Source organism: Fibrobacter sp. UWH9 (genome assembly GCF_900129715.1).
GTDB lineage: Bacteria > Fibrobacterota > Fibrobacteria > Fibrobacterales > Fibrobacteraceae > Fibrobacter.
In genome coordinates, this window is the sequence record NZ_FQWP01000001.1 from 28,105 (window position 1) to 53,816 (window position 25,712).

A 25,712-nucleotide genomic window follows, 5' to 3' on the forward strand; every position below is an offset into this window, starting at 1 on the left:
TAGAAAAAGGCTCCCTGTAAGGCAAGATTTGGAGGGCTTTACTCGGAAACCACCTGATTTCTGCCGTTTTCCTTGGCGATATAGAGAAGTTTATCGCTTGAGGCTATCAGATCTTCCATTTTACCGATTTGCTCTCCCTGTCTGCTTGACAAACCTAGGGAGATTGTCACGGGAACAATCGTGTCTTTCCAGGAAAAATGGTGACGCTCGATGGCAGAACGGAAACGTTCGGCACTTTTCTTTGCGTCTTCGACACCTACGCCAGAGAGTAACAGCACGAATTCTTCACCGCCGTAGCGGGCAAGAAGGTCGGATTCTCGCTTTTCATCCTTGATGATGGCGGCCACTTCCTTGAGAATGGCGTCTCCGCACTGGTGTCCCCAGGTGTCGTTGACCTTCTTGAAGTGGTCGATGTCCAGCATGATGCAGTGGACGTAATAGTTATTGCGGCGGGCCAGGGCCAGTTCTCCCAGGCTGCGGTCCATGAAGGTTCTGCGGTTGTTGATCTGTGTCAGGGGGTCCTTCGTGGCGGCTTCATACAGTTTTTGGTCAAAAGCTTCTTCGGTGGGGTCCTTATAATCGACCTTCAGCACCATTTTTCCGATTTGCAGTCTATTGTCGGATTCCAGCTTGCAGGTGGTGACCGGATTGCCGTCTACATAGGTTCCGTTGGTGCTGCCCATGTCGGAAACAGTAACGAAGCGGCCGTCAAAGTAAAGTTGACAGTGCTTACGGCTGACCAGTTCATCGTCCAGTCGAACGTTTGCGTCGGTTCCGCGGCCAAGGACTGTTATTCCCTTGGACAGGGGGATCTGCTTAAAGTGGGTGGGCGGGTACAGGACTATCAGGTGGGGGCGCATTTCCGCTGTGGGAAACTTGATCGTGTTGCCAGCGGTGGCGATTGTCTGGTCCATATCCTGCATAAATCTCTCCTGGAATTCCGTATGAAAATCTAACAATTTATGAGAGGGTTTGCTCAAAAAAGCAACTAAAAATGAAATGTAAAATTTTGTTATCGCGATTTTGCGTGATGTATGCACGAATATGCGACATATCCACCATTTGTATACAGAACGTACCGCTTTTTTTACTTAAATTTCAAAAAATGAGTGGCATTCTGCGCTAGAAAAGGATAAATTTCAAGCCGGTGTGGCATTTCGGAATGGCCGGTCTTTCCGTTATGCCAAAGAATGTTGGAAGGAAAACCATTGATGGATAATAATACTATGAAGAACAAGAAGAATACTCTCCTCGCGGGAGCCTTTAAGTGGATTCTGGGTACATGTATGGTGCTCATGGGAGTGCAGAGCGCCTGGTCTAGCTGTTCCGGTACGCTGCATTTTCAGCCGCCTCTGGAATGGGGCGCTAATAATGCCCCGACAGTGACTTTCTACACTGCTATGAATAACAAGCAGAAGGTTACGTCTGTAATGACCTACAATGCAACGACTGGTTATTACGAATATGACCTTTCCAAGATCGGTGGTGAAGCCTACGACTCCACGTTCACCGTGTATACGATGATGTCGGATTCTACGATCCGCTATATTACGACGGCCAAGTGGAATGGTATCCCGAAGGATAATGCCAAGGATCCCAACTATCCCATGAACAACCGTGACTTCGCCTGCCCCAACAGCAAGGGTGATGTCTACATTCTTGAAAACCCCAAGCAGGCCGGCAAGACTCTTATCTCTTACGGTAAAAAGCCCAACATCAAGTACTTCTACATCTTGGTTCCGGACGATGAAGAATGGAAGGCCTCCGTTCCCATGTATTCTGACAATGGAACCTACGCTGGTGGTAAGCCCTTCAAGGTTGACCCCACCATGTGCGGATGGTACTACGCTGTGTGGATGGACGAAGATCTTCCCACTTCTTTTGTTCTCTTTAAGGATTCCGACGAAATGTTGGCCGACGCAATCGGTGTCAACGGTTGGAACAACACTCTTGAAGCCATTGACGTTGAAGCATTCTTCGATGCATACGGTGTAGATAGACTTTACTTTATTGCTGACCCGGATGAAGCTCCGGATGGCAAGCTCTTCTCTGTAGTTGACCCTGAAATCGAAGGTAACTGCTCCTATACTTTGGCTGCAATCCTTTATGATACCGATGCCGCCCTCCATGGCGCATTCACTTGCGATGCTTATCCTGCTGTGGCTTCTAACGGTTGCTATGTGGCTTCTGCTCCCTATGGTTTCCCGGGTGGCGGTGCTGCAAATACTGTTCCCTGTATCGGTGTGACCAAGGGTATCGTTGGTGACTTCCTGGATCCTCTGACCAAGAAGCCGACTTACAATGCTGCTTCTGGTTGCTTTGTAAGTCAGGAAGCTTTTGACGTGATGTTCCGCGAAACTCCCAATGTCAATGCTATGCATTGCCGCGACGTGCTCTTTACCCAGTCTTCTGACGGTATGTGGGAATACGATAGCTATAACGAACCCACCGGTGCATTTACCATTTTGAATGACCTTAAGGACTCCGTTACTCTCGGTACTTGTGTTGGTACTTGCGCTACTGCTGCTGCTACTCGTAAGGGTTTGGGCAACGTCAGATACGGTGTCGGTACTCCGGCTAAGGTTTCCGCTGCAGCTAAGGCTCAGCTGGGTGTCGTGGCCGACTGGTCTGACCTGGAACCCAAGAGCGGTCTCCCCTATATCGACCTTTATCCTGTGGCTGCCGGCGAATTCGACTCCGGTACCAATCCCGACGTTTATGACAACACTTCCTGGGATGCCCGTATTTCTGGCATGAACAACCAGATGTTCTGCTTCGAGTCTCACGCACACTTCGTTTACCGTCCGGGTATGCAGTTCTCCTTCCGCGGTGACGATGACATTTGGGTCTATATCGATAACAAGTTGGCAGTGGACCTGGGTGGTACCCACCTTGCCGCTCCTGGTTACGTGAACCTGGATGAATTTACTGGTGCTCAGGGTGCTCTCGTTGCTAACAAGACCTATGACATTGACATCTTCTTCTGCGACCGCCGTACTGATATGAGTAACGTTCGTATCAAGACCAATATGTACATCCAGCAGAAGACTGCCCTTACCAAGGAAAAGACTGAAAACTACACTCCCAAGAATCCTGAATACCAGATGTGCTATACTCAGACTGGTGAAGGTTCTTGTGCTGCTGCAGTTTCTGGTGACGATAAGGCCATCGAATGCTGCGGTGCTGACTTCGTTAATAAGTCTGAATGTACGAGCTTCAAGTTCCAGTACTATCTGGTCGCTGGTACCAAGTTCCCTTCCGATCTCTCTTCTGCACAGCTTCTGGCCAATGACGCTTCTATTCCGGGTATTGACCTGTCTAACCCGGCTGTGCCCAAGTTCACCTACGAACAGATTGCTCTGCCGCCGGGAACCTGGACTGTCTGGGCCTATATCGATGGCGACAAGAACAAGGTTTATACTTACAAGTCTCAGGGTGAAGTGGAAGTTGTCTTCAATAACGCTACCGCCCTGGATACTACCGAAGCAGAAAACCCCTGTACAAAGGCAACCTGTGGCTTCATGGGTGTTGAAAAGTCCAAGTACGAAGTGGTTGACTTCGCTATGGGTAGCGATTTGGTCCCGGTTTATATTTCTGCAATCCAGGTATCCTCTGATTCCGTGCTGATCAAGCCCAATGACGCAAGAAGCGTTAGCTACACCTTGAAGTCTACTACTGATCGCGCTGATGGAAAGAACTACCTGCAGTACTTCGTTAAGGAAGCAGATGGCTCCTTTACCCCCATTGATCCGGGTGCTGCTCGCAGCTTTGGCCCCGATGGTGGTATTGATACCGTCTATGTCACTGTTGACCTTGGTGATATGAATTACTCCATGGAAACCTACAAGATTTCTACCGCATCTGGTAAGCAGGCTCTGTCTCTGACCTTCTACCTGCCGCAGCTTGCCTTCGTAGATTCCAGGGATTCCAACTGGAAGGAAATTACTGGTGATGATCCCGCCGCTCCTGGTTTCGAAGAACGTTGGACTGATACCGATCAGGACTTCAACATGGTTATTCTGAAGCCCTCCAAGCAGGCCGATGGTTCCTTTGCCTACTACAAGTGCGACGATTGTAACGTTGGCTTGACTATGGCTGCCGGCGTGGCATCTGAAGGTCTTGTACTTTCTGCATCTGAACCCTTCGAAAATGGCTTTGCAAGAGTGCAGATCCGTTGCAGCGGTAATGAATGTAAGACCTATCGTTATGATGCTGAAAATCCTGCTAACAGCAACCCGGCCAGAATCTCCATTTCTGGTAACGGTAGCGATGCTATCATGGCTCACTACCACCCGATTTACTTCCGTGAACCGCCGGTACCTGTGCCGCAGTTTGCTGATATCTTCGACGTAAAGGGTGCTCCTGTTGAAGCTATGAAGATTTATAGCGACTATGTTGCTAGCGAATATCTGGACGGTGTGGGTGACTCTATCGCCATCTACTTCAACCGCAATATTCATAAGGACTCTCTGCCGGAACAGATCTGCATCTTGTGGGATTCTGTTGCTGCGGATACGATTTATCCCTTCAAGGACGGTATGTCTACCCTTAAGGCTGACTCCGTTAAGTACTGCAATGTTATCGTCAATAAGACTCAGTATTCCTGCTTGAATCTCGATGCTGCTACTGGCTATTGCGACAATCGCCTCGAAGTTGGCGGCCTGACCCTTTCTAGCCGCATTAAGACTGCTGGTACCGGTAAGGTTTACTCTTATGCATCCTTCGATGATAATGGTAAGCACATCAAGCAGGGCTTTGAAGGCAACATCGTGGATCGTATCGCTCCTGTACCTATCGAAGCAATCGTGATTTCCCAGAAGAATAAGGATGGTGAACTGAGTGGTTACGACAACTTGACCGTGATTCTCTCTGAACCGGTGACCTTGCTGGATCCGACCAACACTACTTCCTTCGACTTCTACCTGAATTCTGCAACTAGCCTTGACTCTGTTGCCAAGTTCGCTTCTGCAACTGGTCCGACTGGTACTGTGGTGACCTCTTCTATCGTTCCTGTTCCTAGTTCTCGTGAAGATGGCTACGGCAAGATTGACGTGATTTACAAGACGTCTAGTAACGCTCTGTCTCCCCATGCTGGTGACTACCTGCGTCTGGGCGGCGACCTGACTAAGCTTATCTGGCGCGATAACATGGATTCCACCGCTTACGGTGCAAATGAAATGCGTACTTCCTTTGACGTAGATTACCACTGGAACTCTCCCACTGGTTACAACGAAACCAAGCGTCTGCCCTCTCGTTGGGTGCTGGTTACCGGTGACGCCGAAGTGGGTGTTTACGATGTGAACTTCGCCTACACTGGCAATGCTGCTGAATGTCTCCTTGATTCTTGCGCAAGCCCGATTACCGCGATCCCTGTCTCTTCTCTGGACGGAAACGAACAGGTCATCAAGAGCAAGTGGGGTATCCCGGGTCACTTGGTCAAGTCTGATATGAAGGCTCTGTACGACAAGAAGAAGGTTGCTAACGAAGACGTTGATATGAGTGACTTCTACTTCTACTACAAGGTTGAATACTTCACCAACCTGGGTGCTTATGTGGCAAGTTCCTCTGCAAAGATCTACTGCGATGACGATCTGAACTTCCAGCACAACAAGAAGTACTTCTTCGGTGGTGCTGGCAAGAACTGTACTACTCATGGCACCAACTACTACATCGGTTGGAACATGACCTCTGATAAAGGTCGCTTGGTTGGTACTGGTGCATACATCACCAAGATCGATACCTACGTCAGAATCAACGGTTCTAAGGAAAACCGCAAGGACAAGACTTCCATGTTCGGTATCAAGAAGTCTAAGAATGCATATCCCATTGATCGCACATGGGAAGACTTCAAGAAGAACAACTAAGTCTTGATAACAAGTGCTTTAAAAAGGGGCGGATTTATCCGCTCCTTTTTTATTATATTTTCTCCATGCGAAAAATTTTAGCTGTTGTATCGCTTTTTGCTCTGGGTGTTTCTGCTGCGTTTGCTGCCGAACCCACTGATCTGGATTCCCTTTTCAGGGGCCATGAATATAAGCCTGTATTGAATGCGTCCCTCAGAGATTCTGCTGATTCCCAGCAGAGTGCCGCCGTGGTTAAGGCAAATACCAAGTCCGGCAAGTCTGACGGTTACTATATGCTGCAGTTCGAAGCTGTTGCTGACTTTGATGCGGCTCAGCGTCGTCGTGCCCAGCTTTCCGCTAGCACGGGTTATGCAATCCAGGTTGTATTCGATACTCCGTTCTACAAGCTTCGTGGCGGTGGATGGACTACTAAGAAAGCCGCTGAAGATAAGGCTCGCGAACTTTCTGCCTACAATATCAATGCGTTTGTAGTAAAGGTTAAGTAGAAGGGAATTGTCGGACCTTTGGGTCTGTGAAATTCCTTGCAGCAAAGATTAAAAAAGGTACTGCGGTTGTCCGCAGTACCTTTTTCTTGTATAACCGTTAGACTTTTTACACTAGCAGGCCAAGTGCCTGTTTGATAGCGTGTTCGTCCATGCTGGAGGGGAGCAGGGCTCGTTCTTCAGGACCAACAAAAACCAGGTTCCTCTCGAAGTCCGGGCGGCCGCTCCTGTTGCGGGGAACCAATTCCTGGGGCTTGAGGGAATAGTAGAAGGGGCCGGTCTTGACGAAGCGCTTTTTCTGAAGACCTTGGTTCAGTGCTTCGGTCAGTGCCTTTTGGAGTACAGGACCTGCGCGATCCACGTGATGCAGCTCCAGAATTCGCTGGATCAGGATCTCTTCGTGAATCGGTGCCTCGTGATCTACGTAGAATTTCAGCTGGGTGATAATGGCTGCAGCCGGCAGTTCAGCAATAGGCTTGTCGTGGGGCGTGCCCTCGATCTTGGGGTGTTGCACCTGGTAGGCCACCACCTGCGGTCCTTCGCTGACGGGCATTTCCAGTTCGTCTTCATCTTCCGGTTCTTCGTCGCTGGCGGGAGGCGGAGCGATACTTTGTTCAATGGCGAGCGTTGTTACCAGGTGGCTGACTTCATCCTGATTTGCCATGTACCAGAAGGGGAGCCAGAGCGCCAGGACCTTCCAGCCAGTCTGTTTCAGGATGGTAGGACGGATATAGTCGCGGTCTTCCACGGATTCACGGAAACGTTCCGTAGTGCAGTCGTCTTCGATGAGTGCTAGGAAGCGGCTAGGATTATTGGCGTCTGCCACGACCGGTCCCACAGGAATGCCTCCCTTGGTAAAGGAGTCTTCGACCTGGAAGTTTTCTTTCTTAAGGGCGTCGACGATGGAATCGTGAATGTCGGACCCTGCTGTATGAAGGTCGTTCTTTTCGGTGAAGTCCTTGGCCTGCAGGTAGGTGATCCAGTCCCAGAAGAGATTGTGCTTGGCATTGCCCTGCTTGGCGAGATCCGTTTCGGAAATGTAGACGTGGGTTTCGTGCTTTGCCAGAGTGGAACAGACGGCTATCTTGTTGTCGCCGTTGACTCCAGTAACGCCTTCGGATTCGGCGCAAACAAGGATCACGTCGCGGAAACGTCCCGCGGCTCGTTCCGGGGTCTTGACGTAATAGCGGATATCCGGATTCTGCTGTGTGAAGAATCGTGCCGTTGCGGAACCTGCCGCCACCATATTCTTGATGCATTCCTCGATTTCGTGGCAGGTCGTCTGATGGAATGCCACGATACCTAGGGTCTTGCTGGGGTTCTTTTCTGCATGGCGGATGGCTGCCTGTGCGATTGCATTCACCTTGTTCTGGACGACCTTGAGCTTGATACCGGTGAATTTTTCGCGACTGGGAACAGGCAATTGTCTGATGCCACGGCTATAGATTTTCTGGTTAGCGAAACTTACCAGGGTCGCGTCGGAATACTGGGTCGAGAACCACAGTTCGCGAGTAGAAATGCCCTGGCGAAGAGCGGCTGACAGAATGCTATCGTGGAACAGTGTCGTATGAGAAATCGGCGGTTCCTGGAAGGCGTCGTAAGTGAGCGGTTCCAGAGTGGGATAGTGGGGGTCACCCACAAGAATAATCTTGTTTGCGCTGAGCAGGGTAGGAATGGATTCTACGACAGAGACGCATTCTGCATCAAGAATGATGGCGATGTCAAAGTGTCTGTCTTCAGGCAGGCAGAAAGAATCGCTGAGACTGATGGATGTCAACCTTTCGGGCGAGGCTTGAAGAGTGTCGTGTAATTCCCTGAAGTTCGCGTTGCAGAAACGGTCCTGGATGTCTCTGTATTCCTTGCCTTTCTGGGCGTGTGCCTTGGGATTCAAGGAGAACAGTTCCGGGAAAACCTTGGTTGCGGTCTGCACCTGGGAGCCTGCCCAATGATGAGCTACGGCCTGCGGGATTTCCCGATTGGCCTTGCTGGGATCCTTTAGGAATGCTGAAAGGTTGGGACAGTTGTAGTCTGCGATTTTCTTTGTAAGGGCAGACAGTTGTAGATGGGTGTCCAAGCTATCCCAGTTCTTGTTCCAGGATTTGATTGTGCCCAACCACTTTTCAATGCTTTGGCTTTCTAGAGGTTCCTCTAGGTTCATTTCCTTGGTAATCTTGCGGATGGCTTGCTGGAGACTGCGTACGGCTTCGCAAAGATCGCCCAACTTGGGCTGTAGGTCTTTGAAGAGACTCCACTGTTCAAGAATTTGCAGGAGCAGTTCAAAACGAGGATTGTCCTTGTGCTTGTCGCGGAAGTCGTACAAGTACTGAATCTTGGTATTCAGTTCAATCCAGTTGGAACGTTCGTAGAGCCAATCTTTTCCGAGGAGGTGATTGCCCAGAACGGCTGATTCCTTGTATGCCTTCTTGTTGTCCTGCAGTTCCAGAAGGGTGTCTATCAGGTCGATAAGCTGGGCGTCGGACTGGACTTCCTTGGGGTTGCGGAGAACCTGGAGGAGCTGGCGCCTAGAAGAACGGTAACGGTCTGACAGACCCTTTAGGGTGGCCTTCTGACTTTCAACGAAGTCTTCGCGTGCGGTAAGGATGTTTTCGTCTACGGCATTGTCGGTGTAAATGTCGGACGTCTGACGGCGGTAGCGGACCCACTTGTCGCCCGCTTCGGGCAGCATGGACAATGTTTCTCTGTAGGCGTCCCAGTTGCTGGAACGGAGCTGCCATTGGTCGTAGGTGGGTGTGCTTTCGCTAAAGTTGTCTTTGAATAGTTCAAGGATATCGGAGAGACCGGCCAGGAAGATTCCTGTGGGGAACAGGCCTGCTTCCTGAAGTCGTTTGAGGATGGTATCCAGTTCACTGGCCCGTTCGGCGGCGCGGTTCAGTTCATCGGCCAGAGAGTTTTTCTGCTCTGGTGTGAGGCTAGGAACCTTGACGCCTTGGAAGGCTGTACGGGCTTCGATGCCGTTTTTCTCGAAGTATAGCTCAGTCAGCTCTGCAAGATCTTTTTTAAGGGCTTCGTACCTTTCGAAGCTAAGTTCGGGCACTCCCTGGAAAATGGTCTCCGGGAATTTCTGCTTGGGGGCTCTGGCCTTGATGAATTCCTTGAGAAGGCCCGAAAGCATGATGCCGGATGGCTGCAGGGGCTTGTTGACTGCGTCATAGTAGTCTGAAAAATCCTTGCGGGCCTTATGGAGTTCCTGGGCGACAGCATTGCGGTCAACGTTGGCGAACGTGCGGAAAGGCGGTTTCCATGTGTTCAGAAATTCCCTGGCTGTGGTTGCTCTGCGGCTGACCACAAGGACGTTCTTCCCCTGGGCGACAGAATCGGCTACGATGTTGGCGGCAACCTTCATCTTTGCGGTGCCCGGCAGCGCCTGGATTGCGTAGGCTTCTACTTCTGGATCCAGGGCGTCTATGGCAGCCTTGCTAGTATGGGAATCGATGGTATAGAGGAAGTGATGTTCACAGGGATTGAATACCTGATTGAAATCTTTTTCCTCGAAGATGGATTCCTTTACCTTAAAGCCGTCTTCTCGAAGAAGGGATGAAAGTACCGGGGCTGTGTCAATTTTCTTGTCGTTCCATCCCTGTTCAAAACGGTTTTTCAGGAGGAGTCGACCGGTGTTGAAAAATCCCAGGCAAAGACCATGACGAGTGAACTTCCAGCTCTTCATGGATGCGATGGACTTTTCGAACATGGAGAAGTACAGCAAGAGGCTGAACTGCCCATTGATGATTGCATCGCCTGCCTTGGGCAGGGGGACGGAATCCTTGAGGCGTTCCCTAAGGACTACGTTCTCAATAGGAGTCCTGTTGGAAATGTAGAGAGTCTTCTTTGTCGTGTCGACATCGAGGGGGATTAAAAGGCTTGGTGCAAGTGCGTTTCCGTCCCACTTCAGGAAGCCCAGAAGAAGGTACAGGTCCGATCTGCCGAAATCTTCGTCTTTTTCTTTAAGGACGGTGCAGACGGATTCAATGGTTTCAGCTTTCTGCTGTGCGCTAAATTTGTCGCTCACAGGGAAGAAGGAATCCAGCGGCAGCGGGCCATTGGAATTTTTCCACTTTTCGAAGAAAAGGTCGCCAGCCTCCATAATAAGAGGAGATTGGAAGTCACCCTTGGTAGAAAAGTTCAGTAAACGATCTTTTGAATCAAAAAGAGCTGCTTCTTGACGAATTTTCGATATGATTGCAGAAGGAGACACTTGAGCCATACTATGAATATAAATTTTTTCCCCCGCGTAAAAATTACGTAAACTTTATAAAGTATGGATTATTTGTTCAACTGCCGCATTTAGGGGCTGTGGGGTGGGGGTATTTTGGAAGCCTGCCTTGTAAAGTACTCGGCCAATGAGGGCTTCGGGGGTTATGCCATCTTCCTTATCTTGCCGAATACTGTGAGCTAGCTCACGTTTGGAAAGCTTCTTGCCGTTGGGATCCACGATTAGGGCATGGTGCAGGTAGAAGGGGCGCTTGTAGGCGGGCATCTGTATGCGGGTGGAACCGGCACAGACGTTGGCGATTAATTCTGAGAGGTAAATCTGACGTGCCGTGGAATTGCGGATGTCTTCGCCTCGAACGATATGGGTTATTCCTTGATGCAAATCATCGACGCAGACGGCGAATTGGTAAGTCCAGAAACCGTCGCGATCCCGGATGGGAAAGTCTCCGCATTGTTCTGACGGATTCTCGCTGAAGTCTCCGAGACGATAGTCTTTCCAGTTTATTATTTTGTTAGAAATTCTAACCCTGAGGCTATGGGGCGCAAGCCCCATCCCATTATTTTCCGGTTCCTTGTCTCCCACCTGAAGGTGGCCAAACGCCTCTCGTCTCTCTTCTAAAATTCGGCATTTCCCCTGGTAGATAATTTCTCCAGTTTCGCTTCTGGGATTTTCGGCCTCCAGCTGCTTACGGCTGCAGGTGCAGGGGTACACTAGGTCCTTCTGGGAAAGTTCTTCCAGGACTGCCTGGTAGATGTGATGACGTTCGCTCTGGATGCTTTCGCTGTGGTGCTCAAAACCGAGCCATTCCAGGTCTTCGCGGATGCCGTCGATGTAGGCTTGGCGGGCTCTTCCCTGGTCGTGATCTTCAATTCGCAGGTGGATGTGCAGGTCCCATTTCTTGGCGGCGGCCCAGACGTAAAGTGCCGAAAGCAAATGGCCTTCGTGGAGGTAGCCGGTGGGGCTTGGTGCGAAACGGATTTTTCCTGACATGGCCCAAAGTTATAAAATACTGAATCCTGAAAAATGGGCGGTCGTTTCTTTTGCTATCTTGAGGGGCAAATGGCTAATAGACATTCCAGATTTTTTTATGGTGCCGCCGGTGTTTGCGTGTCTTCCCTGGCGATTGCCCTTGGTGCCTGCGCTTCTGCTCCGGCAACTCAAAAGGCTGACGAAACGGTTCCTGTGGAATCCGCTGTTGCGACCGACGTTGCAAAGGCTGAAACGGTAGAAACGGTTGAAGTTTCTGCAAAAGAAAAACTTCCCGGGAGCTATAAGGATGTTCAGTTCCCCGAGTTCCAGTATGTGGCTCCCCATCCCAAGGATTACCGCGTAGAAATCGCCTCGGGAATCGTGGGCTATATCGTTAGCGATAGAAGTCTGCCTTTGGTTGACTTTACGGTCTACTTTGATGAATCGGATGTGCCTAGCTCCTTGAAGGATGAGGCGGCCAGTTCCATGGTGGGTTCCATGCTTCGCCGTGGTGGCGGTGGTGGAATAACTCCCCATGCCCTGGATGATTCCCTGGAATTCATTAGTGCTGGTCTCAGTTCCTCTGTTGGAACTTTCAGCTCCATGTTCGATATCAACTGCCTGTCCAAGGATTTTCCGGGCATGATGAATATGGCCCGTCAGGTTCTTACGGCTCCCGCCTTTGATGGGGAACAGCTTGAAATTATAAAGGCTAACTATGTGACTGCCTACGACCGTCGATACGATACCCCGGCTAAGGTTCTGTCTGCCTTGAAGAGCAAGGTTAATTATGCCCCCAACGCAAGACTTTGGGATGCCAACGCCGAGGAATACAAGGCTGTCACTCCTGCCGATGTGAAGCGTCTGGCAGAAGGTGTCTACTCTTCGAAGAAAATCATTTTCGCCTTGTCTGGCGATGTGGATAAGGATTCTGCAATTGTTGCCCTAAAGGAATTCTTTGCGAACTGGAAGGTGGATTCTGCCAAGGTAGCTCGCCCGAAGCCTGAACCGCTGACCTTCCTGAACAAGCCTGGAATTTACGTGGTGGACAAGGATATTACCCAGGCCAATATTTCCATGAACCAGCCTTTTGTAAAGCGTCCTCATGCGGATTACTATCCGGCTGCAGTGGCCAGTTTCATCTTGGGCGGCGGAAGCTTTACTAGCCGTCTTATGAATCGAGTCCGCAGTGATGAAGGTCTTGCCTACAGTGTCTATAGTTCCGTCGGTAATGATTATCGCGATACGGCCATGACCACCATCGCCTTGCAGACCAAGGTGGAATCGGTGGACTTTGCCATGAAATTGATTTTTGAAGAAGTGGAAAAGCTGGCCAAGGAAGGTCCTACCGAAGAAGAATTAGCCCAGGCCAAGAAGTCCCTGATCGAAAGCCTGCCCAGCCTGTTTGACAGCCCTTCTTCTACGGCAATCATTTTTGCCAAGGGCGAACTGCTTGGAAAGTCCTTTGACCATTATCTGGATTATGTCAAGGAAATCAACGCTGTGACTCCGGAACAGGTAAAGGCCATGGTGGCAAAGTACTTTGACAGGTCCAAGATGACTGTTTCCATTGTGGCTCCTGTGGCAAAACTTGAATCGATTAAACCTTTTACCGTTGTCCCCCTGGATAGCCTGGAATTTCGTAACTAGTGATAGCCGGTTTCTTTAAAATTGCTGGTTTTGTGCTGCTTGTCCTTGGACTTGCGTTGCCGGCGTTTGCCCAGGATTCTGGAACGACGAATTCTGCGGCTTCTTTTGTTACCGCGATCTCGGCAGATTCCCTGAAGAAAATCGGTAAACATGAATTCCTGAAGAAAAAACTCGGGAATGAAGATGACCTTCGTTCTCTTTGCTCGGGGCTCAAGGCCTGCCTGAATGTGGATTTTGAAGGTTGTTTCGAAGAAGACTTGAAACCATGGCCTAAGGTGAAGTACAACGATGAATTCTGCGCTCCCTACAAGGAAATTGTAAGTCGTGGTTTCAACCCTGATCCCAAGCAGCCTATGGTGCATGAGGTTTTCGCTCGCCTAGGACGCAAGTATCGTGCGATTTACGTGAACGAGGGGACCCTTCCGCTAAATGAAGATGTGATCAGCTACCTCTTTGACAATATGCCTTTTACAGCACAGCTGATTAACGCTTACCTGGATGAAAACTACACCCTCGAGTATACTCATCGGAATCGTCGGTTCTTTAATGGCAGCAATGGCCGCAGCCTTTCTGGAGAATTCTACTGGGCCTTGCAGGATAGTGCCGGTACTAAGCTGGGCTTGCGCAACTTGTTCTTCGGATACGGACATGCCAAGGTCTTGAAATGGTCCCTGCATGGTACTGCAATTGCCTATTTGGACATGGATCCCGTTTCGAGGACGAAACTTAAGTACAAATTAACGGCTATTGTGTTCCCGGCCAACTCCGTCTTGAATTCCATTATGCAGATGGGTGTGTTCAAGAAAGTGGTAAATGAAAAGATCGACCATATTGTGGGAGATGTGAAGAAGGCTGCCGGCAAGTATTTCTCTGGGGACAAGGAGCCCATGCTGAAAAATGCATCCCTGAAGTCAGTGGATAATATTCAGTATGTTCTGGATTTTGAAAGCGTGGTGAATGGGGCGCCCTGGAAACTAGGCGACTTCGAAAAGGTTCAGAAGGAACGCGTCGCGCAGCGTAAACAGGATTTGGACGCAGTTCCAATTATAGTGAAGGACAATCAAGTTTTAGAGGAAAAAAAATGAGTGATTTGATCGAAAAGGAAAGCTTGGAATCCCTGCTGGCCCGTGTGACGGACCGTCGAAAGGAACTGTTGACTTCTGTCGTTGACCGTCGTACAAGGCATTTCTGCATGGTGCTGGAAGATCTGTTCGATCCCCATAACATTTCTGCAGTGATCCGTACGGCTGAAGTCTTTGGCCTGCAGGATGTGCACGTGATCGAAGAAGATAACGCCTATAGCGTGAACAAGTCCATCTTGAAGGGTTCCTACAAGTGGATGAGCCTTTACCTTTACAAGAAGCGCATGCTCTGCATGGAAAAGCTTCGTGCCAAGGGCTATAAGATTGCCGTGGCCAGCACCAATACTACCAACTCCGTTCTGGATCTGGACTTGAGCCAGCCTACCGCTTTTTACCTGGGCAGCGAGTTCCATGGTAACCACCCGGACACCCTGGCCCATGCCGACTATGAATTCAAGCTGCCTCAGTATGGCATTACCGAATCCATGAATGTTTCTGTGGCTGGTGGCGTGCTGATGACCTATCTGGATGTATACATGCAGAAGGAAGGCCGCGAAAAGTTCCTGCTCCCCAAGGCAGAACGCGACGCTTTGCTGTATGATTGGCTGGATCGCCATGTAAATGGCATTGAAAATAATAGTCCTATCAAACGTATCGAAGAATAATAACTAGATTAAAAGCCAAATGAAAAAGTATTCTGCACTGTATTTTTCTGTGGGCCTGGTTGTAATACTGGCGCTCATTATTCTTGTATTTGGCGTATTTTTCCTGAACGAAAAGGATCCTCGCGAAACATTCAACACTTACTACCTGCGTTTTACCCAGGTCAGTACCCTTGTGCTGGATGACCCTGTGAAGGTGAACGGTGTTCGTCTAGGTAAGGTCGAGAATATCGAACTTTCTGGACACCGCGTGGTGGTGACGATCCGACTTCGTACCGACGTGAAGATTCCCAAGGATTCCGAAATCAGAGTGCAGAATATCGGTATCATGGGTGAACGTCAGATCGGTATGATTCTCGGCGATTCCACAAGCTACTTCGTCCCGGGTGATACCATTTCGGGTCAGTTCGACGCCGGTATTGCAGAAGCCATCGGCCTTGCCGGTGAAGTTTGCGATAGTACCAAGGTCCTTCTGGAATCTGTAAAGAAGGCTCTGAACCAGACTATCGTCAATCCGGAATTCCAGGATCGTTTCAAGACCCTGCTTGTTAAGGCTGAAAAGCTGGAAGACCGTCTGATGCTTATGCTGAATACCACCGATCCCCAGCTGAAGAAGAGTCTGGAAGGCTTGAACCAGGTGACGGAAAAGGTGAATGGCCTTATTGATGGTGTAAAGTCTCCCATTGACAATATGTTTGCAAGTACCGATAAGGTGATGGGTAACGCAAATAATTTGATTGGCGAACTGGAAGGTGTGACCAAGCACCTAGATGATTTGGTTGGAAGAGTCCAGACTAAATTGGAATCCAAGGACAACACCGCCGGTATTTTGTTGAACGACAGAGCCCTGCATGACGACATCGTGAAGACGGTTCATTCGGCTGATAGCCTGTTCCGTATTATTCTGCAGGACGGTCTGGACGTCAACGTGGATATTTTCTGAGGAAAAAATGATAGTTAAGACATTAGTGGTCACAAACAAGTTGGGTATTCACGCGCGTCCCGCCGGTATGATTGTTGATATTACCGGCCAGGCTAAGAGCGACATCTCCATCGTTTTTGAAGGGGCCAAGGCAAACGCCAAGAGCATCCTGAACGTGATGATGCTTGCTATTCCCGCTGGTTCCGAAGTAAAGTTCGAAATCGATGGTGAAGATGAAGAGAATGTAGCTTCCTTGCTGGAAGGTTTGTTCAATGACCACTTCAACGAAGAACCCTGCTAAGAATGATGGCTTGAATCCGGTTCACGGTTCGTTGCGACGCACTGTACTGACCGGCGTTCCCGCTTCTCCCGGCTTCGCTATGGGCCGGGTTTTCCCGGTTTCGAACCGAGAAATTTCTGTAGTAGAGGAAACTCTTCCTGAAAGTCGACTGGCAGACGAAGAACAGCTTTTCTTGAAGGCTGTTAGCAAGACTGCCAAGGAAATCGCCCAGATCAAGGAAATATCCGAAAGCCGCGCAGGCATGAAGGATAGCCTGATTTTTGCAACCCACCTGATGATTCTTCAGGACCCCGGGTTGGTAAATGGTATTATCGATAAGATTCGCAAGGACCGTAAGAATGCACGCTGGGCTGTGCATGTGGTTCTTGGGGCTTACATTGACCGCTTTGAATCTATTGATTCTGCGGCCATGAGAGACAAGGCGGCTGACCTTAGGGATTTGTATAATCGTCTGATGGCCGCCATGGAAGACTCCGGACCTGTGCTGGAGGATGTGGCTCATGAAGAAGGCGTTGTCCTGGTTGGCCATGAACTTCTGCCTAGCCTGTTGATGTCCATTAAGCCGGGGCAGGTGAGCGGTCTCGCCATGGATACCGGTGGCCGTACTAGCCATGTGGCCATTCTTGCACGCTCTCTCCAGATTCCCCTAGTCTCTGGTTTGCGTAACGCAGCCGCCATTATCAAGGCTGGGGACGTCGTCATTGTTGATGGCTCTAGCGGCAAGGTTGTCGTAAACCCCAACGAAGAAGACATTAAGGATTTCCGCGAAAGGCAGGAAGTCTTTGAACGCCAGCGTCGCGAACTGTTTACCATGCGACAGCTGGAACCTATGACCCGTGATGGTAAGTATATTACCCTCCACGCCAATATCGAAATTCCGGGTGAAGCAGATAAAGTAACGGATTTCGGTGCGACGGGTATTGGCCTTTATCGTTCTGAATTTTTGTTCCTGCGCAAGGATGCTCCCACGCAGGATGAACAACGCGATGCCTATCGCTATATTCTCGAGACAATGTCTCCGTGCCCAGTGACGATCCGTACTCTGGATGCTGGTGGTGATAAACTGGTTAGTGGCATTAATGCAGTGAGTGAGTCTAACCCCTTTATGGGCTGGCGCTCCATTCGTGTGTGCCTCGATCGCGAAGATATTTTCTGTACCCAGCTGAAGGCCTTGCTCCTGGCAAATACCAAGGGCAACCTGAGACTTTTACTGCCCATGATTTCTGGCATGACGGAACTTCGCCGTGCAAAGGCATGCATCAAACGCTGCCGTGATGAACTTGAAGCCGAAGGTAAGAAGTGTGCCAAGGTGAAGGTGGGCGTGATGATTGAAGTGCCTGCCGCTGTCATGATTGTTGACAAGCTTGCCAAGGAAGTGGATTTCTTCAGCATTGGTACAAACGACTTGATTCAGTTCACCCTCGCTGTGGACCGTACCAACGAACTTATTACAGACATGTTCCAGCCGCACCATCCGGCGGTGCTTAGCATGATTTATGAAACTGTCAAGGCCGCCCATCGTGAAGGTATTCCTGTGGCGGTTTGCGGTGAAATGAGTGCTGACCCCATGAGCGTCTTGCTGCTGGTTGGCCTTGGAATTGATGAACTTTCCATGACTCCATGGAACGTCATGTCTACGAAGAAGATTATTCGATCCATCAACTTTGAAGATGTCAGGGAAACGGCTCTGACCGTGCTTCAGATGGACGATGCCGAAAGCGTAAACGCCTATCTTCACAAGAAGTATGCGCAGGCTATTAGAGACCTGGGCGTGCTTAGTGTGGTGGGCCAGGCCGATAACAGCAAGAAGTAAGAGAAAAGTGAAATTTGGTGTTTTTGTTGCAATAATAAGCATGTGTGCAGTGGGCGCATATGCTCAGGTTGACTCCGTCCAGACGGATTCTGTTCAGAATAAACCTATTATAGATAATGCCGTTCCGCAGCCCTTTCAGGCAACTGACAGCCTTGTGGCTTCTATGCCTGTGGAACCTGTAAATCCGTATGCAGAACTTGAACAGATTCCCCCAAATCGATTCCAGGACATGGTGGTTCGATATGATCGTGCCCGCGCCTTGAGCCTGGACGAATCCCAGCCTAGGGATGTTCGTGACTTTGCCAATGCGGCCCAGTTCTTCTATAAGGAACAGTGGGATAGTGCTTTTGACGCTTACAGCAAATTGATGGGCCGTGATACGGCCTTGGATGGTGCCGTCGTTCTCCGTATGGCCAAGGCTAAGTTCCAGCAGGGTGACTTCAAGCAGATGCGCGAAACCCTCCAGAAGAACAAGGCCATGGAAAAGGATGCCTCCTGGGACCGTCAGGCAAGCCGCCTCCGTATCGAGGCCGCCATGGCCGATTCTACTTTGAGTGATCGTGCCCATGCAGATTCCATCAAGGCCTTTATTGATAAGTATCCTAAGTCTGACGATGCTTCTGCCCTTAAGTATCGTTATGCCAAGTATCTGGAACAGTTCAAGCAGCTGAAGAATGCGAAACGCGTCTACATGCAGTTGTTGACAAGTTCTACTTCTTATAAGGATTCTGCTTTCTCGGCCATTCGTCGCCTGCGTAAGGTTCAGGGCGCTCCGGAAAGCTTGTCGGAGAAGGTGGCCTATGCCAAGATGGCCTGCGCCAAGGATGAGGCTGCTAGCTGCCTGACCTTGCTGGATTCCATTCAGATTCTTGATGCGGCCTTGCTTGCTAAGTCTCCGGAATCTGCGGTGGCTCTTCCTGAAGATTCTATCCAGAGCAAGTTGCCTGTGAGCAGCCTGGACATGGATACTCGAATTAACCTTTGGGAAAAACGCGCTGTCGCTCTTCGCGGCTTGAAGCGGGAAGATGAGTCCATTAAGCAGTTCCGATTCTTGCTGGATTCTGTGGAAATGCGTCCTCTGTGGATTCAGTCTACCCTGCGTCTGCTTCGCAACAACTCTAGCAAGTATGCCCGCGAAATTAAGATGTTCGATTCCCTGCTGGCCGACGTAAGCAAGTACAGCAAGGAAAACGCCAACAATTTGTGGGTTCGTGGCTTTGAATACGAGCAGAATCAGAAGTATGATAGCGCCGTAGTTTGCTACCGCGAGCTTTCTCACAAGCGTTTCAAAAATAATGTTAAGCGTCAGTGGGCCAAGTTCCGCATTGGCTTTGTCTACTTCAAGCAGGAAAAGTGGCAGGAAGCTATCGATGCTTTCACCGATGCGACCAAGGATCAGTTCCTCTGGAGTGGAAGTGGCGCCCGCATGTTCCTGGGGGATGCCTACATGAAATTGGGCAAGGATTCCCTGGCCCGCGAAGCCTACCTAGATTGTATCCGCGATTTCCCGCTGGCCTACTACGCTCATCGTAGTCGCATGAAGCTGGTGGAATACAAGCTGATGGATGCGAAGGACGTTCCCTATGCCCATGGTATTCCCATGTCGCCCGAACAGACTTTGGCCTGGATTCGTGACTCTCAAAAGCTGGGCAAGCCTGACGCTACTTATAGCCCGGAACGTTATAACCGCATAAAGACCTTGTTCCATTATGGCTTTACGGATCAGGCATTCGCTCTTTACGATGAAGCTCGCAAGAAGAATGCTAAGCGTCTGGACTTCCTTTATGAATATGGTCAGCTGTTCTATGAAGTGGGCGAAACTGCTGCCGGTTACCGTCTGGCTCGTCAGTTCCAGAACAATATGGACCGTCGCCGTCTTATGGCTCCGCCCATTGCCGTCCTGCATTACCTGTTCCCCATTCCTTATCGCGATCAGGTGAAGTTCCATTCCGGTGATCGCATCGACCCCTTCTTCGTGTATAGCGTTATGCGTCAGGAATCCATTTTCAACTTTGAAATTGCTTCTCCTGTTGGCGCCTGCGGCTTGCTGCAGATTATGCCCGCTACAGGAAAGACCCTGGCAAAGTTGGAAAATATCGAGAACTTCGATCCGAAGCAGTTGTACAATGCCTATATGAACATCCGTCTGGGCATCCGTTACCTTGTGGATCTGAAGGCTGAGTATAACGATGACTATATGTATGTCCTGGGCAATTACAATGCAGGTCCCAAGCCCACCAAACGTTGGCAGGCTGCAGGCCAGGGCCTCCCTTGGGATGTCCGTGCTGAAGATGTGAGCTATTGGGAAACCCGCGACTACGTAAAGCGCGTCATGGGCAATTACTGGATCTATCAGGAAATTTACGACGAACTGTAAGACGCGAGGCGACAGGTACGAGGTATGAGGGCGGAGCCTGGGGCTCCTTTGAGGTAAATAATCGCGCCGAAGGCTCCTAGCTTATTAACTCATAATTCGTAATTGATATCTAAACCGCTAGATTCCTCGACTCCACTTCGTTTCGCTCGGAATGACACTCAAGGAATCTCATCACTCATCACTCTTCACTATTAACTCCCCATGCTTTTTCTTCTTTTGACCATTGGCCCCGCGTTTCTTTTTGCCTGCGGAAATATCCTTGAAAAATCGGGTGTTTCCACCGTGGGCAAACGTACTGGTGGTGTGTCTAATCCTTGGCAGTTTCTGAAAGGCGTCCTGAGTAATGGCTTTTGGTGGTTGGGCATCAGCTGTTCCGGCCTTGCGACTATTGGTTATTACATAGCCATGGCACGCTATGACTTGAGTCAGGTGCAGCCTATGATGGTGCTGAATCCGGTTTTGACGGCATTGATGGGTTTTGTTATTCTGAAAGAAGTTCTGACTCGCCGTATTGTTGTAGCGATCTGCTTTGTGGTGGTAGGCCTTCTTTATTCTGTAGAATCCCTTGGCGAAGCGACCAGCGTACAGGATGTTTCTATGTTGTGGGCTTATGCCGGGGTCGTTTGCGGTGCTACCCTTGTTGCTCACCTTTGGGTTAAGGATCGCGAAATGGTGGATTCCCTGATTATGGGTGTGGGTTTTGGAATTTCGGCTGCATTCTATAAGAGCCTCGCCATGGATTTTGACCTTGACAATGTGACTCTTTCTTCCGTGGGAGCCCTTCTTCTAGACTTTAGAACTTTGGGTTATATTGTCACTTACGGCATTGCCTTCTTGTATTCCCAAGTTTCTTTTTCTCGGGGCAGAGCCCTGTTTATTATCCCGTTCAGCGCTGCTGTCGGTGCTGCTGTTCCTACGATTGCGGGAGCCTTGGTCTTTAGCGAGGCATTCCCTCTTGGAAAGATGATTTCTGTTGCGCTTGTTCTTACGGGAGCGGCCCTGTTCGTGGTTCGTCGCCCTCGTTTAAAGAAAGGCGAAAAGGCCTAATGATTCGTGAAAGATCTGTTTGCCCTTGTGTGATATAGATTGCAAGTCCCGCCCTTAGGCGGGCATTTCTGTATATATTTGAATCGGGTATGCTTATGTTAGACTATAAAAAAATTTGCCTAAATTCTTTGGTAATTGAATTCTGGGTGTTAATGCTGACCTTGGTGTTTGTAGCGTGTTCCAGCGAGAGTGGTGAAACCAAAAGTGTTCAGGTTGTTGAATCTGAAATGAGCTCGTCATCGGAAGATTCTACGGTTACGGAACCCCCGAAGTTTTCCTATGTGGGCGGCCCGATTATTTTTACAGAAGTGGATCCCATCAATACGGTCTATGATGATCATGAGGGTGGTGATGCCGGTTGGGTTGAACTGTATAATTCTTCCAGCGAACCGGTGAATCTAAAGGGAATGGCTTTGACCAATTCACTGGACAAGCCTGAAAAATGGATTTTTGGAGATGTGGTTCTACAGCCGGATTCCTTCATGCTGGTTTATCTATCCGGGAAAAATTTGCCTGATTTTGTTGCTCCTCATGATTCAATCAGCTTGATTGGAACGGGTTGCTGGAGTTGGACAGATGCCCAGAATGATCCCCCGGGAGAAAGCTATTCTGAACCGTTAGACGGACAGAAAAAATTGTGCTTTACGGAAAATAATGGACGGATGTTTGGCGCCCGGATGCGTCTAGGCGAAAATGAGAAACTGGGCTGGTCTTCCATTTCGTCCTTTGTGGGGACGAGGAGTAGCGGCGAAAATGATGTGCTGGACATTTCGGCTACCAATGAGATTTTGCTTCATGCCTTTATCACCAGGGATCGAAAGGTGTCCTTCCGTTTGGGTCAAACGGGACTTGATGACTGGAAAGGTTACGAATTGGTCTTTACGGGAACGGGGGATTCTTCTACGGTGTATCGCGCCTTGCTTCCTACGGGGAAGACGTACCCTGACTTGTCCATCATTTATGGAACTAGGATGAGCCCGGAAAGTCAGGAAAAGCAGGAAGTGACCGTGAAGGCCTTCTCTTACATCGCGCGAAACAGAGGGCATGAACCTCATACGTCCTTCAAAATCAAGAACGAAGGTGGTTCGCTATACTTGATGAAAAATGCGTTGGAAATTATGGACTCTGTGGCGTACCCCAAACTGCCTGTTGAAAAGACCTGGTCTTTGGGTGATGGCCGCTGGGGCTTTGCCGATGCGACGCCTTATGGTGTGACAGTTTCCGATGTGGTTTCGGAAAGGTCGCCTGCTTTGGATACTTTGACTGATTTGCCTCCGTCAGGTTTTTACCAGGATGAGTTTGTAGTGTCGTTCCCGAAGGAAAGTATGGTGCGCTGTGAATTTGGTGGAGCCGTTCCTACGGAGAATAGCCAACTGGTTTTGGCGTTGAAGGTGGACAACTCCGCTGTAGTTCGCTGCGCCAGCTTTATTCCGGGCGCCCTCCCTGGAGAAGTCTTGAACCGAACTTACCTTTTTGAAACGACGCCCGGTGTTCCGACGGTCTTTATAACTAGCGATCCCAATTCCCTGTTTGACCCTGATACGGGAATCTACATGGAAGGTCCCAATGCCGAACATGCGGAACCTCACTACGGTGCCAACTATTGGGAAGACAAGGAAGTTCCTGTTTTTGTTGAACTACTTGAAGTGGGGCAGGGCGCTCCTGCTTTTGCCAAGAACGCCGGGCTGAAAATTTTCGGAAACTACAGTCGTCAGAATGAAAAAAAATCCGTGGCAATTACATTCCGAGAAAAGTATGGCGACAAAAGATTGAACTATCCCTTGTTCCCTGATTTCCCGGATTTAACTAAGTTTAAAGTTTTCCTGTTAAGGAATAATGGTAGCAATTTTAACAACGACTATATTCGAGATCGTTTGGCCAGTTCTATTTCAGAAGGGCTTGGCGTTGACTATCAGAGAGGGCGTGGCGCAATCGTCTATTACAATGGCGAGTACTACGGTATTCACAACATCCGTGAACGCTCTACGGAATATTATTTCGAAACCCATTATGGATACGACCCCGATGAAATTGACTTGCTGAAGGCGGATAATGCCGCATCGGCTGGGTCCGCTATTGGCTACACCGATTTGATGTCCTGGATGGAAGATCATGATTTGTCTTTGGATGAAAATTATGCCTATGTTTCGGAACAGATTGATGTAGACAACTTGATGAATTACATGCAGACGGAAATTTTTGCAAATAATAGGGACTGGCCTGCCAACAATCTTAAGAAGTGGCGCTGTGAAAATCCCGCAACAAAATGGAAATGGTTCATTTACGATACTGACTTTGGTTTTGGTGGCAGTTCCACGGATCAAAGCAATATTTTTGACTTTACTACTACGGAGGAGGGCAAATCTTGGCCCAACGGACCGGAATCTACGTTCCTTTTAAGGACGCTCCTTAAAAATCAGACGTTTAAAATTGCGTTCATAAATCGTATGACAACTCTCCTTTCCATGAATTTTGAGTCCAGTAGGATTCTTGCTCGAATCGAGTCCATGATGGGTGAAATTGAGTCGGAAATTTCCAGGGATCAGGATCGTTGGAACCATAAATCCTCTTACATGAGTAGTCAATTTGATAAGATTAAGAGTTTTGCCAAAACCCGTCAGGCCGTAATCGTGACGGAACTGCAGGAATTCTTCGGTCTGGGCGAGGTGGCGGAGGTTTCCCTATCTGTGGAGGGGCATGGAACCATCCTTGTCCATGGGTTGTCCTTGGATCGTAACTCTATGACTGTCAAGTTCTTTGCCGGCACTCCCGTGACTCTTACCGCTGCTCCGGTGTCAGGTGGTGTGTGGGCTGGCTGGGCTGATGGTGTCATGGACGCTACCCGAACAATTCTCCCCGAGGAAATAACCTCCCTAACAGCCACTTTTAGGTAGCACTTTGGGTGTCCAAAACGTTTTTTTTCTAAATTTAGGGTATTATGAGTTTTACTACAAAGATTCTTTGCATTGGTGCGGGCTACGTCGGTGGTCCCACCATGACCGTTATTGCCGACAAGTGTCCTGATGTAAAAGTTACTGTCGTTGATATTAACCAGGCCCGCATTGATGCCTGGAATAGCGAAAACCTCCCGATTTTTGAACCGGGACTGGATGACGTCGTTAAGCGTGCCCGTGGCCGTAATCTTTTCTTTAGTACCGATATTCCGGCTGCAATTAAGGAAGCGGACATCATCTTTGTGTCTGTGAATACTCCGACCAAGACGTTCGGTCATGGCGCCGGAAAGGCTTCTGACCTCCAGTACTGGGAAAAAACCGCTCGAAATATTCTTGAAATTGCCGATGAAGGCAAAATTATCGTGGAAAAGTCCACTTTGCCGGTTCGTACTGCCGCCGCAATGGAACGCATCCTGAATTCCAATGATAAGGGACTCCACTTCGAAGTTCTGTCTAATCCGGAATTCTTGGCTGAAGGTACCGCCATCCAGGATCTGTTTGAACCGGACCGTGTTCTTATCGGTAGTCACCAGACTGAATCCGGCTTGGCCGCTTGCCAGAAGCTGGTCGATGTCTATGCCCACTGGGTTCCCCGTGATCGCATCCTGACCACGAACCTGTGGAGCTCTGAACTGACAAAACTTACTGCAAACGCCTTCCTGGCTCAGCGTATTAGCTCCATCAACTCCATTAGCGCCCTGTGCGAACGTACCGGTGCCGACGTGGATGAAGTTGCCTTTGTCATGGGCAAGGACAAGCGTATCGGTCCTAAGTTCCTGAAGGCTTCTATCGGTTTCGGTGGCTCCTGCTTCAAGAAAGACATCTTGAACCTGGTTTACCTTTGCGGTTACTATGGACTGCCTGAAGTGGCTGCCTATTGGGAAAGCGTGGTAAAGATTAACGAATGGCAGACCCATCGCGTGGTGGACCGTATGCTGGAAACCATGTTCAACACCATCGCCGGAAAGAAGATTGCTGTCTTCGGTTTCGCCTTTAAGGCAAATACGGGTGATACTCGTGAAAGTCCCGCAAACCTGGTTGTTCGCGACCTCCTTTCTGAACATGCACTGCCGGTTGTAACTGATCCGAAGGCTATTCCCGATGCAAAGCGTGACCTGAAGGATGTACTGGATCAGGTTGAATTTAACGAAGATCCGTATAAGGCCGCCGAGGGCGCACATGCGGTGGTGGTCTGCACTGAATGGAAGTGCTTTGCTGAACTGGATTGGAACCGTATTTACAGTTCCATGGCTAAGCCTGCCTTCGTGTTTGATGGCCGTAATATTTTGGATGCAGATGCTCTTCGCAAGATTGGTTTCGAAGTGACGAGTATCGGTAAGGGTAAGGCGGAGTAAAAA

General features: G+C 49.5%; 15 protein-coding genes. 12 read left to right on the forward strand and 3 right to left on the reverse strand.

Features of this window, described 5'->3' with window-relative positions:
* Positions 1-38: 38 nt before the first annotated feature.
* Complete coding sequence (locus tag BUB94_RS00120; RefSeq protein ID WP_083537912.1) at positions 39-923, reverse strand: GGDEF domain-containing protein; 885 nt, start codon at positions 921-923, stop codon at positions 39-41.
* Positions 924-1,211: 288 nt separating this feature from the next.
* Here BUB94_RS00120 and BUB94_RS00125 point away from each other — a divergent pair, with 288 nt between their 5' ends.
* Together BUB94_RS00125 and BUB94_RS00130 are read left to right on the forward strand one after the other, a co-directional pair.
* Positions 1,212-5,864, forward strand: a complete 4,653-nt coding sequence (locus tag BUB94_RS00125) for a fibro-slime domain-containing protein (protein ID WP_217653102.1) — start codon at positions 1,212-1,214, stop codon at positions 5,862-5,864.
* Positions 5,865-5,929: 65 nt separating this feature from the next.
* Entirely contained in the window at positions 5,930-6,349 is a 420-nt protein-coding gene (locus BUB94_RS00130) for an SPOR domain-containing protein (protein WP_073157927.1), read from the forward strand.
* 106 nt (positions 6,350-6,455) lie between these two features.
* Here BUB94_RS00130 and BUB94_RS00135 read toward each other — a convergent pair whose 3' ends face one another.
* Together BUB94_RS00135 and BUB94_RS00140 are read right to left on the reverse strand one after the other, a co-directional pair.
* Complete coding sequence (locus tag BUB94_RS00135; protein ID WP_073233258.1) at positions 6,456-10,568, reverse strand: DUF3320 domain-containing protein; 4,113 nt, start codon at positions 10,566-10,568, stop codon at positions 6,456-6,458.
* A gap of 45 nt (positions 10,569-10,613) precedes the next feature.
* A complete protein-coding gene (locus BUB94_RS00140; RefSeq protein ID WP_073233260.1) occupies positions 10,614-11,567 on the reverse strand; it encodes a glutamate--tRNA ligase family protein in 954 nt (317 codons plus the stop codon).
* A gap of 69 nt (positions 11,568-11,636) precedes the next feature.
* On the opposite strand from BUB94_RS00140, the gene BUB94_RS00145 reads away from it, so the two are divergent.
* From BUB94_RS00145 to BUB94_RS00190, 10 genes are all read left to right on the forward strand, one after another.
* Positions 11,637-13,196: a M16 family metallopeptidase gene (locus BUB94_RS00145; protein ID WP_073233698.1), complete on the forward strand. Its 1,560-nt coding sequence runs from the start codon at positions 11,637-11,639 to the stop codon at positions 13,194-13,196.
* 32 nt (positions 13,197-13,228) lie between these two features.
* Entirely contained in the window at positions 13,229-14,281 is a 1,053-nt protein-coding gene (locus BUB94_RS00150; RefSeq protein ID WP_139260075.1) for a hypothetical protein, read from the forward strand.
* Positions 14,278-14,943 carry a TrmH family RNA methyltransferase gene (locus BUB94_RS00155; RefSeq protein WP_249269426.1) on the forward strand — a complete coding sequence of 222 codons (666 nt, stop codon included), beginning with the start codon at positions 14,278-14,280 and terminating at the stop codon, positions 14,941-14,943. The genes BUB94_RS00150 and BUB94_RS00155 overlap by 4 nt, the downstream gene beginning before the upstream one ends.
* Before the next feature lie 19 nt (positions 14,944-14,962).
* Complete coding sequence (locus tag BUB94_RS00160; RefSeq protein WP_073157563.1) at positions 14,963-15,883, forward strand: MlaD family protein; 921 nt, start codon at positions 14,963-14,965, stop codon at positions 15,881-15,883.
* Between the two features lie 7 nt (positions 15,884-15,890).
* Positions 15,891-16,163: an HPr family phosphocarrier protein gene (locus BUB94_RS00165; protein ID WP_073157561.1), complete on the forward strand. Its 273-nt coding sequence runs from the start codon at positions 15,891-15,893 to the stop codon at positions 16,161-16,163.
* On the forward strand, positions 16,135-17,976 hold the full coding sequence (ptsP, locus tag BUB94_RS00170; RefSeq protein WP_073157558.1) for a phosphoenolpyruvate--protein phosphotransferase: 1,842 nt from the start codon (positions 16,135-16,137) through the stop codon (positions 17,974-17,976). The genes BUB94_RS00165 and ptsP overlap by 29 nt, the downstream gene beginning before the upstream one ends.
* A gap of 49 nt (positions 17,977-18,025) precedes the next feature.
* Positions 18,026-20,353, forward strand: coding sequence for a lytic transglycosylase domain-containing protein (locus BUB94_RS00175; protein ID WP_249506298.1), 2,328 nt, complete (start codon positions 18,026-18,028; stop codon positions 20,351-20,353).
* Between the two features lie 201 nt (positions 20,354-20,554).
* Positions 20,555-21,400 carry an EamA family transporter gene (locus BUB94_RS00180; protein WP_073233266.1) on the forward strand — a complete coding sequence of 282 codons (846 nt, stop codon included), beginning with the start codon at positions 20,555-20,557 and terminating at the stop codon, positions 21,398-21,400.
* A gap of 89 nt (positions 21,401-21,489) precedes the next feature.
* Positions 21,490-24,294, forward strand: a complete 2,805-nt coding sequence (locus BUB94_RS00185) for a CotH kinase family protein (protein ID WP_249506299.1) — start codon at positions 21,490-21,492, stop codon at positions 24,292-24,294.
* A gap of 44 nt (positions 24,295-24,338) precedes the next feature.
* A complete protein-coding gene (locus BUB94_RS00190) occupies positions 24,339-25,709 on the forward strand; it encodes a nucleotide sugar dehydrogenase (RefSeq protein ID WP_073157546.1) in 1,371 nt (456 codons plus the stop codon).
* The last annotated feature ends 3 nt before the right edge of the window (positions 25,710-25,712 follow it).